This is a genomic window from Lysobacter sp. KIS68-7 (genome assembly GCF_021284745.1).
Classification (GTDB): Bacteria; Pseudomonadota; Gammaproteobacteria; order Xanthomonadales; family Xanthomonadaceae; genus Noviluteimonas.
Genome location: NZ_CP089925.1, coordinates 248063 through 261172, shown reverse-complemented (window position 1 = coordinate 261172; position 13110 = coordinate 248063). Strand labels below are relative to the sequence as shown.

Sequence of the window (13110 nt, the reverse complement as noted above, 5' to 3'; positions counted from 1 at the left end):
CAACCGCAGGACCGCCACGCTTGAACGCCTCGCCCACGACCACCCCCGCATTCGACCTCCACGCGCTGCTCGGCAAACCGCCGGCGGATGCGATCGCGCCTGCGTTGCGCGAGGCGATGCTGCACGTGGAAGGCGATCCGTTCCGCGGCGCGCCGGATGCGCCCGCGGTGCTGGTGGATACGCTCGGTTCGCTCGCGCGCCTGGGCGCCGACGGCGAAGTCACCGCCGCCGCCATCCTGCATGCGCTGCCGGCGCTGCAGGCCGCGTTGCGCCCGCGCATCGACAAGGATTTCCCGCAGATCGCCGCGCTGCTCGAAGGGCAGCGCGCCGCGGCGCAGGTGTGGTCGCTGCATGCGGAGCAACACGGGCACGGCAACAGCGAAGGCCTGCGGCGCCTGTTGCTCGCCATGGTGCGCGACCTGCGCATCGTGCCCGTGCTGCTCGCGCGCCACCTCGCGCGCCTGCGCCTGGCGGCTTCGTTGCCGGAAGAACAACGCCGCGCGCTCGCGCAGCTCACGCGCGACATCCACGCGCCGCTCGCCAACCGCCTCGGCATCTGGCAGCTCAAGTGGGAACTCGAAGACCTCGCGTTCCGTTACCTCGAACCGGCGACGTACCAGCAGATCGCGCGCCTGCTCGACGACAAGCGCAGCGGCCGTGAACGTTTTATCGAACAGGTCAAGCAACAGTTGCGCGATGCATTGGAAGCGCAGGGCATCCGCGGCGACGTGGCCGGGCGGCCGAAGCACATCTACAGCATCTGGAAGAAGATGCAGAAGAAGAACGTGCCGATCGGCGAGCTCTACGACCTGCGTGCGGTGCGCGTGCTCGTCGACGACATCCCTGCGTGCTACGCCGTGCTCGGCGTCGTGCATGCGCTGTGGCTGCCGATCCCGGAAGAATTCGACGACTACATCGCACGCCCCAAGCGCAACGACTATCGCTCGCTGCACACCGCCGTGATCGGGCCGGAAGGCAAGACGCTGGAAGTGCAGATCCGCACGCACGAGATGCATGCGCAGGCCGAGCTCGGCGTCGCCGCGCACTGGAAGTACAAGGAAGGCCGCAGCCACAGCAAGGGCGGCGATGCGGCGATGGAAAAGCGCATCGCGTGGATGCGTCAGTTGCTGGAAGGCACGCCCGGCGACGAAGCGGGCCTGTTGCGCGAGCTCGACACCGAACTCGCCGAGGACCGCGTGTACGTGCTCACGCCGCGCGGCGAGGTGATGGATTTGCCGCAGGGCGCGACGCCGCTGGACTTCGCCTACCTCGTGCACACCGAAGTCGGGCATCGCTGCCGCGGTGCGAAAGTCGACGGCCGCATCGTGCCGCTGGACCACGTGCTGCGCAGTGGCGACCGCGTCGAGATCCTCACCGGCAAGGTCGCCGAACCGCGGCGCGACTGGCTCGTGCAATCCAATGGCTTCCTCGCCAGTGCACGTTCGCGCGAGAAGGTACGCAGCTGGTTCCACAAGCTCGACCGCGCGCGCAATCTCCAGGCCGGCCGCGAACTGCTCGACAAGGAACTCAAGCGCCTGGGCCTGGCCAAGGCGGATCTCACGCCGGTGCTTGCGCGTTTCAACGCCGCGAACGAAGACGAACTCGTCGTGCTCGTCGCGCTGGGCGACGTGGGTCCGCACCAGGTGGGCCGCGCGCTGCTGGAATACGAACGCGCGCAGGCGGAACCGGAACCGACGGCCTCGCCCGTCGTGTCGCGCGCGCCCGCGAAGAAGGGGCGTTCGGATTTCACCATCGCCGGCGTCGGCAACCTGCTCGCGCAACCCGCGCGCTGCTGCCAACCGTTGCCGGGCGAACCGATCGTGGGTTATCTCACGCGCGGCAAGGGCATCTCGGTGCATCGCGTCGGGTGTCCGACTTACGTGCGCCTGTCCACCGCGCAACCGCAGCGCGCGATTCCCGTCGAATGGGGTGGCGTGGGCGGTGGCCACGAAGTCGACGTCGTGTTGCTCGCGCTCGACCGCAAGTGGCTGCTCAAGGACGTGACCAACCTGATCGCGCAGGAGAACGCACACGTGGCCGGCTTCAACAGCCAGCCCGAACGCGGCACCGGGCGCGTGCATCTCAATGTGCGCCTGCGCGTGAACGACTTCGGCCAGTTGTCGACCCTGCTCGGCAAGCTCGCGGCGCTGCCCGGCGTGGAGGATGCGCGGCGTGCGACCTGACCAGTGGCCCCGCCGACCGCTCCGCCTGCGCTTCGTCGATTGGGTGCGGCGTTGGCCGCCGGCCTTGCGCAAGCGCGTGGAGTGGTTCGGCATGGGCGTGCTGGGCATCGCCGTGCTGCTCATCGCCTTCCGCCAACCGATGTCCGAACGCGTGTATCCCGATGCGCGCGGACAGCAATTGCGCGACGCCGCGCAGCTCGCGCTCTCGCAGGGCAAGCTCACTTCGCCGGACGGCACGGGCGCGCGTGAGTTGTTTGCCGCGGCGCTTGCGCTGGATCCGGATCGGCCCGATGCGCGCGTCGGCCTGCAACGCGTGGGCGCCGCTGCGCTGAAGCAAGCCGCCGAAGCGACCGAGCAGGCGCGCTTCGGCGAAGCCCACACGGCCCTGCGCCTGGCGCGCGAGCTTTCCGTGCCGACCGCGGACACCGATCGCATCGCCGAACGCCTGCGCCAGCGTGAAGCCGATGTCGCGGGCATCGACACGATGCTCGCGCAGGCGGCCAGCGCGCGCGCCGAAGGCCATCTCGATGGCGACCCGCAAGCCGCGCTGCCGCTCTACAAGCGCGTGCTCGACCTCCAGCCCTCGCGCAACGAAGCGGTGGAAGGACGCGAGGACGCACTGTCCGACCTGCTGCAACAGGTCGCGCCTGCGTTGGCCAAGCGCGACTTCACCGAAGCCGCGCGGCTGGTGGCGCGCGTGCGCGAATACGACCCGGGCCATGTCGGCGTGCCCGATGCGCAGGCCGCGCTGACGCAGGCCGCGGATCGCGAACGCACCCAGGCCGACCGCGCGCTGCGACGGGGCCGGATCGCGGATGCGGGCGAGGGCTACGCCGCCGCCGTCGCTTTGGATCCCGACGATGCCGCCGCACACGATGGCCTCGCGCGCACCGCCGTCGCCTGGACGCAACGCGCAGAGAAACAGGCCGCCGACTTCGCCTTCGAAGACGCGCAGCACAGCATCGACTCGGCGCGCACGCTCGATCCGCAGACGCCCGGCCTTGCGGATGCGGAGCGCAAACTCGCGCAGGCACGGACCGAATCTACCTCGCGCAAGGAACACGTCCCGGTTCCCAAGCCCACGCCGGCTGCGATCGCCGAAGTGCGCAATCTGCTCGCCGCCGCGCAGGATGCCGAAGCGCGCGGCGACCTGCTCACGCCGCCGGGCGACAGCGCCTACGACCACCTGCGTCGCGCGAAAGCGCTGGCGCCGAACGACCCCGCCGTGCAGCGCGCATTCGCACGCCTGCTGCCCGCTGCGCGTCAGTGCTTCGACGATGCCTTGCGGGCCAATCGGCTCGTGCGCGCGGAGGGCTGCCTGGATTCGCGCACACAGCTCGGCGAAGAGGCCACGACGCTGCGCATCGCGCGCCGTCGTCTTGCGTTGCGCTGGGTCGCCGTCGGCGAAGAACGCCTGGGCGCGGGCGAACTCTCGGCGGCGCGCAGCGCGCTCAACGCCGCGCGCGGGCTGGATCCTGCAACCGAAGGCCTCGACGCCTTCGCGCTGCGCCTGAACACGGCGACGCGCGCGGCCGAAGCGCACCGTTAGTTCATTCGATCCCGAGCACGACCTCGCGCACGACCGGGCGCGCGGCGTCGAGCGAGAAATGCCGCGCGACGCTGTGCAGGCCCGCATCGCGCAGGCGCGTCCACAGCGCCTCGTCTTCATGCAGGCGCACGATCGCATCGGCGAAGGCATTCGCTTCGTCGGCGACGAGCACGTCTTCGCCGTCGTGCAGGTGCATGCCTTCCACCGCGCAGGACGTCGCGACCACCGGCTGGCCGTGCGCCATGCTCAGGTTGACCTTGCCCTTCACGCCGGCGCCGAAGCGCAAGGGCGCGAGCGCGATGCGTGCGCCATCCATGAAGGGCGCGATGTCGGGGACGTGGCCGTGCATCACCACGCCCGGACGATCGGCGAGCGCGAGGATCTCCTCGGTGGCGTGGCTGCCGATGCAATGGAAGCGGATGGCGGGCAGGCGTTCGCGCACGCGAGGCAGGATGTCGCCGATGAACCAGCGCACCGCATCCACGTTCGGCGGATGGCGGAAGCCGCCGACGAACACCAGGTCGCTGCGCTCGACGAAGGGGTGTCCCGCGCCGGCGATGCGGTGCAGGTTGGAGACCACCGCCACGCGCGCATTCGGTGCATCGGTGGCGAGCAGTGCCTGCTCGACGTCGCTGACGACCAGCGTGGCGTCGCTGCGCGCGATGACGTCCAGTTCCAGGGCGCGCGTGCGCTCGGCGGCACGGGCGAGTGCGCGGTCGCCGGCGACTTCCGCACCGCGGCGCTCGCGCAGGTAGTGCAGGTCGACGCTGTCGAAGACCACGCGCGCCTGCGGCGCATGGCGACGCGCGAGCGGCAGCATTTCCGAGGCCACGTAGTGGCGGCACAGCACGATCGCGTCGAAGCGCGGGCCGTGCATGCGGAACCACGCGGGCGCGCGTTCGGCCCACGGGGCATGCCAGGCTTCCACGCCCATGCGCTGGAGCGCGAGCGTCGCCTCTCCGTCGTGCGCGCGGTTCGCAGGCAGGAACACGACGTGCGCGCCTTCCTGCTGGAGCAGGCGCATCAGGTTCACCATGCGCAGCGAGCCAGAATCGTGGTCCGGGCGCGGCGTGAGCGCATCGACGATCAGGACCTGGCGCTTGTGCAGGTTCGCCGGCGTCGGCACCGTGCCCGGCGGCAGATGCGTGGCCAGCGCATCCCGCCAGCGTTCGGCGAACTTCGCCTGGTTGCGCACCTGGTAGGCCTTCTGGCCGGTGTTGACGTCGGTGCCCGCGGTGCCGCCTTCGTCGTGCACCACGACGGACTCGGGCTGGTACAGCACGCGCTTGCCGCGTGCGCGCACCGCGAAGGCGAGGTCGGTGTCTTCGTAGTAGGCCGGCGCGTACAGCGTGGAGAAGCCGCCGATGTCCTCGAACAGGGCGCGCGGCAACGCGATCGCCGCACCGCTCGCGTAGTCGCAATCGCGCACATAGGCGTAGCGGCAATCCTCGGGCGATTCGAAGCGCCCGTAGTTCCAGGCGCTGCCGTCGGAAAACACGACGCCGCCGGCTTCCTGCAGGCGCCCGTCCGGATAGCGCAACTGCGCGCCGACGAGCCCGACATCGGCATGGTCCTCGAAGGTGCGCAGCAGCGCATCGAGCCAACCCGCCTGCGGGATCGTGTCGTTGTTGAGGAAGACGACGTACTCGCCGCGCGCGAGGGCGGCGCCGTCGTTGCACGCGGCGATGAATCCGCCGTTCTGCGCGCGCCGGTGGTAGCGGACGCCTTCGATGCGGGGCATCGCCTCGGGGGTTTCGTCCGGGGAGCCGTCGTCGACGACGATCACCTCGGCCGCCGCCGCGCACGGATGCGCGGCCAGGGCGCGCAGGCACTCCAGCGTGCGCGCGAACTGCCCGTACACCGGAATGACCACGCTCGCCGTCGGCGCCGGGCTCGACCACGCCGCGGGCATCGCGAACGGGGCGAACGGGCTTCGGCCGGGTCGCCAAGGGGCGGCCTGCGGGGACGGGGCGGCCCGGCGTGCGAACTGCACTTTCGTCCGTTCCCAGGTCGCCCGCCAGCCGCGCGCGTGCAGGCTCGAGAGCCCGCGATGGACGAGTCCGAGCGCGCGGCGAAAGAAAAAGCGCGCATCGGCCGGGGTCATCGACATGCCAACACAACTCCGGCTGACTGGAAACAATGGGGGAAGGGATACCACGAACCTGCGCAACGGCGGCCCTGCGCTAGACTCGCGCCTTTATTGTCGCACCCGGAACCATGCCCAAGTCCCCGCGCATCGAATACGACGAAGACGACGACGGTCGCGCGGACCACGCCCCGGCCAGTCCGGACTGGCGGCGCCGCCTGCTCACGTGGGGCCTGGCCGCGGTCGGGCTCGGCCTCGGGTTCCTCATTCCCTACACCCTGTACCTGAACCACCAGGTCGGCGAACGCTTCGGCCAGTTGCGCTGGCAGGTGCCCACGCGCGTGTATGCGCGCCCGCTCGTGCTCAAGCCCGGCCTGGCGATGGACGCGCAGACGCTCAAGACCGAGCTCGACGCATCGGGCTACCGCGACGACGGCGCCGGCGTGCGTCCCGGCACCTATTCGCGCAACGGCGGGCGTTGGCTGATCGCCAGCCGCGGGTATTTCGACGTCGACGGCAAGGTCGCGCCGCGCCGCGTGGAAGTGGTGCTGTCGGGCTCGCGCGTGTCCAGCCTGCGCGACCCGGCCCGCAAGCAATCGCTGAAGGTCGCGCGCCTGGACCCGGCGCGCATCGCCACGCTCTACGGCCAGCAGCAGGAAGAGCGTCGCCTGGTCCGCATCGAGGAAGTGCCCGAGTTGCTGGTCACCGGCCTGCAGGCCGTCGAGGACCGCGACTTCAACCACCACCACGGCATCGACCTGTCCGGCATCGCGCGCGCGGCGTGGGTGAACCTGCGTTCGGGCGAAGCGCGCCAGGGCGCGAGCACCATCACCCAGCAGCTCGCGCGCAGCGGCCTGCTCGGCATCGGCAAGGAACAGACCTTCAGCCGCAAGTTCAACGAAGTGCTGTACGCGCTGCTCATCGAAGCGCGCTACGACAAGCGCACGATCCTGGAGGCCTACTTCAACCAGGTCTACCTCGGCCAGCAGGGTTCGCAGGCGATCCATGGCGTGGCGGCCGCGTCGGAGTTCTGGTTCGGCCGCGACCTGCGCGACCTGACCACCGAACAGATCGCGCTGATGATCGGCATGGTGCGCGGCCCGTCGCTGTACGACCCGCGCCGCAACCCGGAGCGCGCGCTGGAGCGCCGCAATTTCGCGCTCGGCAAGATGCACGAAAGCGGCCTGGTGAACGACGACGAATACAAGCGTGCGCTCGCCGCGCCGCTCGGCGTGACCAAGACGCCGATGAACATCGCCAACCGCTTTCCGTCGTACGTCGACCTGATCCGCCGCCAGCTCGCGCGCGACTATCCCGCCGACGCCTTGCAGGGCGCCGGGCTCACCGTGCTCAGCGCGATGTCGCCGTCGGCGCAGGCCTATGCCGAGGGCGCGGTGACGCGCACGCTGAAGTCGCTGGACAGTGCCAAGCGTCCGCCGCTGCAGGCGGGCCTGGTCGTCACCGACGTGCACAACGGCGATGTCGTCGCCGTGGTCGGCAGCCGCAGCTTCCAGGAACACGGCTTCAACCGCGCGGTGGAAGCGCAGCGCCCGGTGGGTTCGCTGCTCAAGCCCTTCGTGTACCTGCTCGCGCTCGCGCAGCCTTCGCGCTGGTCGCTGGCCAGTTACGTCGACGATTCCCCGGTCACGGTGGCCACGGGCCGCGGCAAGCGCTGGACGCCCGGCAATTCCGACGGTCGCAGCCACGGCGCCGTGCGCATGGAGGATGCGCTCGCGCATTCGTACAACCAGGCGACGGTGCGCATCGGCATGCTGGTGGATCCGCGTCGCCTGGCGAGCCTGATCAAGGTGCTCGCCGGCATCGAGTCCGATCCGAATCCGGCGCTCATCCTCGGTGCGGTGGACCAGAGCCCGTACGCGATGGCGCAGCTCTACCAGTTCCTCGCTTCGGGCGGCCAGATCCAGCCGCTGCATGCGGTGCGCGGCGTGCTCGACACCAACGGCAAGGCGCTCAACCGTTACGACGTGGCGCCCGCGCCCGCGCAGGAGGGCGATGCGATCGCCGCGCGCCTGATCGGCACGGCGCTGCAGCACACGGTCACCAACGGCACGGCGCACCAGCTCGTGTCCGACGGGCTCGGCGGCCTGCAGTCGGCGGGCAAGACGGGCACGTCGAACGACAGCCGCGACAGCTGGTACGCCGGCTACACCGGCGACCACCTCGCGGTGATCTGGGTCGGCAACGACCAGAACCAGCCGACGGGCCTGTACGGCGCGACCGGTGGCATGCGCGTGTGGTCCGGCATCTTCTCGCGCCTGCCGAGCAAGCCGCTCGACATCGCCGGCAAGGGCCTCGACTTCCAGTGGGTGTCGGGCAGCAACGTGACCAGTGCCGACTGCCCGGGCGCGCGTCGCTTCGCCTTCGTCGCCGGGTTCCAGCCCGCCTTCGCGCCCTGCACGGTCGAACAGCAGGCCACGGAAGAGCAGGGCAGCAACTGGCGCGACTGGTTCGGTTTCGGCAAGGACAACGACCAGCAGGCGCCGCAACAACCGCAGCAACCGCAGCAGGCGCCGCAGCCGGCACCGGAGCCGCAGCACTGATGCGCGCGTTCGGGTTGGCGTTGTCGATCGCCTTGCTTGCCGCTTGTGCAACGCCGCCTGCACCGCAGGCTCCGACGCCGCCGCCGGTGGACACCGTCGCGCTCGTCGCCGCCGTGCGCGCTGCCGCCGGCCCGGCGGAAGTGAAGGACGAACTCGCGATTCAACCCTTGCGCGATCCCTACGTGGAAGACCTGCGCAAGCAAGCGCAGCGCGCGGAAGACGAACACCGCTACGCCGACGCCGCGACCGCCCTCGACCAGGCGCTCGCCATCGTCGGCGACGATCCGGCGGTGCTGCAGGAACGCGCCGAGGCCGCCCTGTTCGCTGCCGATTTCGAAGGCGCCGAGCGCTTCGCGCGCCAGGCGCATGCGGTCGGCGCGCAGGTCGGGCCCTTGTGTCGCAGGCACTGGGCCACGATCCGCACCGTGCGGGAACACGCCCACGATCCGGCGGGCACGGCGGAGGCGCAGCGTCAGTTCGACGCTTGCCGGGTCGCCGCGCCCCCGCGCTACTGAGATGTCGGACCTGCCTGTCGCCACGCGCGACGCGCTCGCCGAAGGCGGCGCGCTCGCCGATGCGATTCCCGGATTTTCGCCGCGCCCCTCGCAGCAGCGCCTCGCGATGGCGGTGGCCGACGCCTTCGACACGCGCGGCGCCTTGCTTGCAGAAGCGGGCACTGGCACGGGCAAGACCTTCGCCTATCTCGTCCCCGCGTTGTTGTCGGGCCTGAAGACGATCGTCTCGACCGGCACGCGCGCGCTGCAGGACCAGCTGTTCCTGCGCGACCTGCCGCGCGTGCGCGATGCCCTCGGCACGCCGGTGAAGACCGCGCTGCTCAAGGGCCGCGCGAACTACTTGTGCAAGCATCGCCTCGAACGCGCGAAGGGCGAGCCGCGATTCGCCAACCGCGAACAGATCGCGCAGTTCCAGCGCATCGTCGCGTGGAGCGGACGCACGCGCATCGGCGACATGGCCGAGATCGACGCGCTGCCCGAGGATTCGCCGCTGCTGCCGATGGTCACCAGCACGGCCGAAAACTGCCTCGGCAGCGAATGCCCGTTCTGGTCCGAGTGTTTCGTCGTGCAGGCCCGCGCGCGTGCGCAGGTCGCCGACATCGTGGTGGTGAACCACCATCTGCTGCTCGCGGACCTGGCGCTGAAGCAGGAAGGCTTCGGCGAAATCCTGCCGGGTGCGCAGGCCTTCGTCGTCGACGAAGCGCACCAGCTGCCCGACCTCGCCGCGCAGTTCTTCGGCGAAGGCATCGGCGCACGGCCGCTGGTGGAACTCGCGCGCGATGCGATCGGCGAATGCAAGGACGTCGCGGGCACGCTCGCCGCCGTGCAGGCACCCGCGCAGCGCCTGGAACACGCCACGCGCGTGTTGCGCGCCGCGATGGACGTGCTGCCGACGCGCGGCACCCGCGGACGCGCGCTGCATGATGCGCCCGTGCGCGAGGCCTGCGAGCAATTGCTGGATGCGCTGCAAGGTTTCGTCGAAACGCTGGCGCCGATGCGCGACGCCGCGCCGGGCTTCGACGCCTGCCACGCACGCGCGCAGGATTTCGGCGGGCGCCTGCGCCGCTGGCTGGAAATGCCGGAGGCATCGGACTTCCACGCGACCGAAGACGACATCGACCTCGATCCGGGCGACGCACCCGCGCCCGATCGCAGCGGCGACGTCCTCTGGTACGAACTCACCCCGCGCGGCTTCCGCCTGCAACGCACGCCGCTCGATGTGTCCGGCCCCTTGCGCGATCACCGCGAACGCTCGCACGCGGCCTGGGTGTTCACGTCGGCGACGCTCTCGGTGGCCGGCGGATTCGAGCACCTGCGCGCACGCCTGGGCCTCGACACGCCCGCCACGCTGATCGAACCCAGTCCCTTCGACTGGAACGCGCAGGCGCTGTGCTACCTGCCGCCGCGCATGCCCGAACCGATGTCGCGCGACTACGGCCGCGCCGTGGTCGACGCGCTCACGCCCGTGCTCGAAGCCTCGGGGGGACGCGCCTTCGTCCTGTTCGCCTCGCATCGTGCATTGCGCGAAGCGGCGGAGCACCTCCGCGACGGCCCGTGGCCCTTGTTCGTGCAGGGCGAAGCGCCGCGCCACGTGCTACTGCAACGCTTCCGCGACTCGGGCAACGGCGTGCTGCTGGGCGCCGCGAGCTTCCGCGAAGGCGTGGACGTCGCGGGCGAGGCGCTGAGCGTGGTGGTCATCGACAAACTGCCCTTCGCCGCACCGGACGATCCGGTGTTCGAAGCGCGCCTGGATGCGATCCGCCGCGCCGGCGGCAATCCCTTCCGCGACGAGCAGTTGCCGCAGGCCGTGATCGCGCTGAAGCAGGGCGTCGGCCGGCTCATCCGCAGCGAGACCGACCGTGGCGTGCTCGTGCTGTGCGATCCGCGCCTGGTGGGGAAGAGCTACGGGCGCGTGTTCTTCGACTCGCTGCCGCCGTTCGCGCGGACCCGCGAGGTCGGCGATGTCGTGGCGTTCTTTGGTCCACAATCGCCGGACCCGACCCCCCAGGAGCTTCCCCATGGCTGAGCGTCCTCGCGTCCACGGCATCGGCGGCGTGTTCTTCAAGGCGGCCGATCCCGATGCATTGTCGGCCTGGTACGCCAAGCACCTGGATGTCGGCGGCGAAGGCTGGGGCGGCCACATCTTCAAATGGAAGCGCGAGGACACGGGCGAGGACGCATGCACCGTGTGGTCGCCGTTCAAGGCCGACACCGCGTATTTCGAGCCGAGCCAGAAGCCCTACATGGTGAACCTGCGCGTCGACGACCTCGACGCCACGCTCACCGCACTGCGCGCGGAAGGCTGCAACGTGCTCGATCGCTACGATGCGAGCGACCAGGGCAAGTTCGGTTACGTGCTGGATCCGGAAGGCGGGCTCGTCGAACTGTGGGAGCCGGCGCCCGAGGACGCTGCGTGAGACTGCTGGCTTTCGAGACCGCGACCGAAGCGTGTTCGGTCGCCGTGTGGGTCGACGGGCAGGTGCATGAGCGCTTCGAGCTTGCGCCGCGGCGCCATGCCGAGCTCGCGTTGCCATGGGCGGATGCGCTGTTGTCCGAAGCGGGTGTTGCGAAGTCGTCGCTCGATGCGATCGCCGTCGGTCGCGGGCCCGGCGCGTTCACCGGCGTGCGCCTGGCGATTGCGGTGGCGCAGGGCGTCGCGCTCGCGCTGGATCGTCCCGTCGTGCCGGTCTCCACGCTCGCCGCGCTCGCGCTGCAGGCCGACGCACCGCGCGTGCTCGCGGCCATCGATGCGCGCATGGGCGAGGTGTATGCGGCTGCGTTCCGATGCGAAGGCGGCGATGTCGTGGGGCTCGATGTCGAACGCGTGATCGTCCCGGGCCAGGTGGTGTTGCCTGGCGAAGACGATGGCTGGGTCGGTGTCGGGACGGGTTTCGGTGCAGTCGAAGGTGCGCTCGCCACCACGCTGGGCACGCGCTTCGCGCGGATCGATGCGGCCGCACTACCGCATGCGGCGGATGTCGCACGCCTGGCCGCGCATGCGTTCGCGCGGGGCGAAGGCGTGGCGCCCGAACGCGCGGAGCCGGCGTACTTGCGGGACAACGTGGCGTTGACGTTGGTGGAGCAGCAAGCGGCGCGAAAGGCGCGGTCCTGAAGGATTGCCGTCCTGCAGCAGGAATTTTTCTTCTTGCCCGATCGCCCTCGCGCTGTTCACATGCCGCTCGTTCTGACCGGAAGCAAGGATCGCGAAATGGATTTCGAACTGGCCTGGGCCCTGTTCGCGGGCGTCGTCGGCGGCGCGGGCGCCATCCTCATCGGCGAAGTGCCCGCGCGCTGGATGGCGTGGCGGCGTCGCGGCTGACCCTCAGCGGTCGATCAGTTCGCCACCGGGCATGAACTGCCAGGTGCGCGTGACGTGCAGGATGTCGGGGTCTTCCTGCGTCTTCGGCAACGGGGCGAAGGGTTCGCTCAGGCGCACGATGCGCAGCGCGGCGTCGTCGAGCATCGGCACGTGGCTCGACTCGACGATGATCATCTTCTCGACGCTGCCGTCGCGCCGGATCGCCACGCTGATCACCAGCAGGCCGCCGATGTGGCGGCGGCGCGCTTCATCGGGATAGTTGAGGTTGCCCACGCGCTCGGCGCGGTCGACCCATTGGCGCATGTACGCCGCGTACGCGTATTCCTTCGTGCTCGCCGAAACGAACTTGCGCTTCGGGCGCTTGGCGTAGGCCGCGCTGCGCAACTGGATCTCGGCGGCCAGGCGCGCCATCTCCATGTCGCGTTCGACCTTCGCGCGGCCCTCGGGATAGGGCGCTTCGGTGGGCGTGGGCGTGTCCTGCGCCTGCGGCGTTCGCGCGTCGCTGTGCAGCGCCGTGATCACGCGCGCTTCGGGCGGCGGCTGCGGTGCGGGCGATTGGCGGCGCAAGGGCTGCGGTGCGGCACCGGGTTCGGGTTGCGGTGCGATACCGGTCTGCGCATCCCTCGGTCGCGCGCTCTTGTCCTGGTCGCCGCCGCCCTGGTTGTTGGCCTGCGCGAGGAAGTCCGCCTGCGCGGGCGTCAGCGGCGTCTGCGTCTGGGTGAGGATGACGTCCAGCGTGGGCAGCACGGGCGCTGCGTCGTCGAGCGCGAAGCCGACGCCGAGCACGAGGATCCCGTGCAGCAGCATCGAGAGCACGAAGGTCGCGCCGAGGCGCTCGGGCTCTCCGATCTGCGGGGCGGGCGGGGGTGCTGCGACGGCGGACATCGGCGGGCGGTC

Annotated in this window: 9 protein-coding genes; 7 read left to right on the top strand and 2 right to left on the bottom strand. The window is 70.5% G+C overall.

Annotation, left to right across the window (positions count from 1 at the left end; translation table 11 throughout):
* Positions 1–116: 116 nt before the first annotated feature.
* On the top strand, positions 117–2183 hold the full coding sequence (locus LVB87_RS01235) for a bifunctional (p)ppGpp synthetase/guanosine-3',5'-bis(diphosphate) 3'-pyrophosphohydrolase (protein WP_232900406.1): 2067 nt from the start codon (positions 117–119) through the stop codon (positions 2181–2183).
* The gene (locus tag LVB87_RS01230; RefSeq protein ID WP_232899111.1) at positions 2173–3732 is read left to right on the top strand and encodes a hypothetical protein; all 1560 of its coding nucleotides are present in this window, start codon (positions 2173–2175) and stop codon (positions 3730–3732) included. The genes LVB87_RS01235 and LVB87_RS01230 overlap by 11 nt, the downstream gene beginning before the upstream one ends.
* Position 3733: 1 nt before the next feature.
* Here LVB87_RS01230 and LVB87_RS01225 read toward each other — a convergent pair whose 3' ends face one another.
* Positions 3734–5842, bottom strand: a complete 2109-nt coding sequence (locus LVB87_RS01225; protein ID WP_232899110.1) for a glycosyltransferase — start codon at positions 5840–5842, stop codon at positions 3734–3736.
* Between the two features lie 107 nt (positions 5843–5949).
* Here LVB87_RS01225 and mrcB point away from each other — a divergent pair, with 107 nt between their 5' ends.
* Genes mrcB through tsaB form a run of 5 tightly spaced genes read left to right on the top strand, consistent with a single transcriptional unit; the run spans position 5950 to position 12006 of the window.
* Positions 5950–8379 (top strand): penicillin-binding protein 1B, encoded by a 2430-nt coding sequence (mrcB, locus tag LVB87_RS01220; protein WP_232899109.1) that lies wholly within the window; start codon positions 5950–5952, stop codon positions 8377–8379.
* On the top strand, positions 8379–8894 hold the full coding sequence (locus tag LVB87_RS01215; RefSeq protein WP_232899108.1) for a hypothetical protein: 516 nt from the start codon (positions 8379–8381) through the stop codon (positions 8892–8894). Before mrcB ends, LVB87_RS01215 begins: the two co-directional genes overlap by 1 nt.
* Before the next feature lies 1 nt (position 8895).
* Positions 8896–10920 carry an ATP-dependent DNA helicase gene (locus LVB87_RS01210; protein WP_232899107.1) on the top strand — a complete coding sequence of 675 codons (2025 nt, stop codon included), beginning with the start codon at positions 8896–8898 and terminating at the stop codon, positions 10918–10920.
* The gene (locus LVB87_RS01205) at positions 10913–11311 is read left to right on the top strand and encodes a VOC family protein (protein WP_232899106.1); all 399 of its coding nucleotides are present in this window, start codon (positions 10913–10915) and stop codon (positions 11309–11311) included. The genes LVB87_RS01210 and LVB87_RS01205 overlap by 8 nt, the downstream gene beginning before the upstream one ends.
* Entirely contained in the window at positions 11308–12006 is a 699-nt protein-coding gene (gene tsaB / locus LVB87_RS01200; RefSeq protein WP_232899105.1) for a tRNA (adenosine(37)-N6)-threonylcarbamoyltransferase complex dimerization subunit type 1 TsaB, read from the top strand. Before LVB87_RS01205 ends, tsaB begins: the two co-directional genes overlap by 4 nt.
* Positions 12007–12216: 210 nt before the next feature.
* On the opposite strand, the gene LVB87_RS01195 is transcribed toward tsaB, so the two are convergent.
* The gene (locus LVB87_RS01195; protein ID WP_232899104.1) at positions 12217–13098 is read right to left on the bottom strand and encodes an energy transducer TonB; all 882 of its coding nucleotides are present in this window, start codon (positions 13096–13098) and stop codon (positions 12217–12219) included.
* Between the last annotated feature and the right edge of the window lie 12 nt (positions 13099–13110).

Coding starts and splice junctions, on each gene's coding strand:
- LVB87_RS01225 (WP_232899110.1), bottom strand. CDS start 5,842: ATGTCGATGACCCCGGCCGATGCGCGCTTTTTCTTTCGCCGCGCGCTC.
- mrcB (WP_232899109.1), top strand. CDS start 5,950: ATGCCCAAGTCCCCGCGCATCGAATACGACGAAGACGACGACGGTCGC.
- LVB87_RS01195 (WP_232899104.1), bottom strand. CDS start 13,098: ATGTCCGCCGTCGCAGCACCCCCGCCCGCCCCGCAGATCGGAGAGCCC.
- LVB87_RS01205 (WP_232899106.1), top strand. CDS start 10,913: ATGGCTGAGCGTCCTCGCGTCCACGGCATCGGCGGCGTGTTCTTCAAG.
- LVB87_RS01215 (WP_232899108.1), top strand. CDS start 8,379: ATGCGCGCGTTCGGGTTGGCGTTGTCGATCGCCTTGCTTGCCGCTTGT.
- LVB87_RS01210 (WP_232899107.1), top strand. CDS start 8,896: ATGTCGGACCTGCCTGTCGCCACGCGCGACGCGCTCGCCGAAGGCGGC.
- LVB87_RS01235 (WP_232900406.1), top strand. CDS start 117: ATGCTGCACGTGGAAGGCGATCCGTTCCGCGGCGCGCCGGATGCGCCC.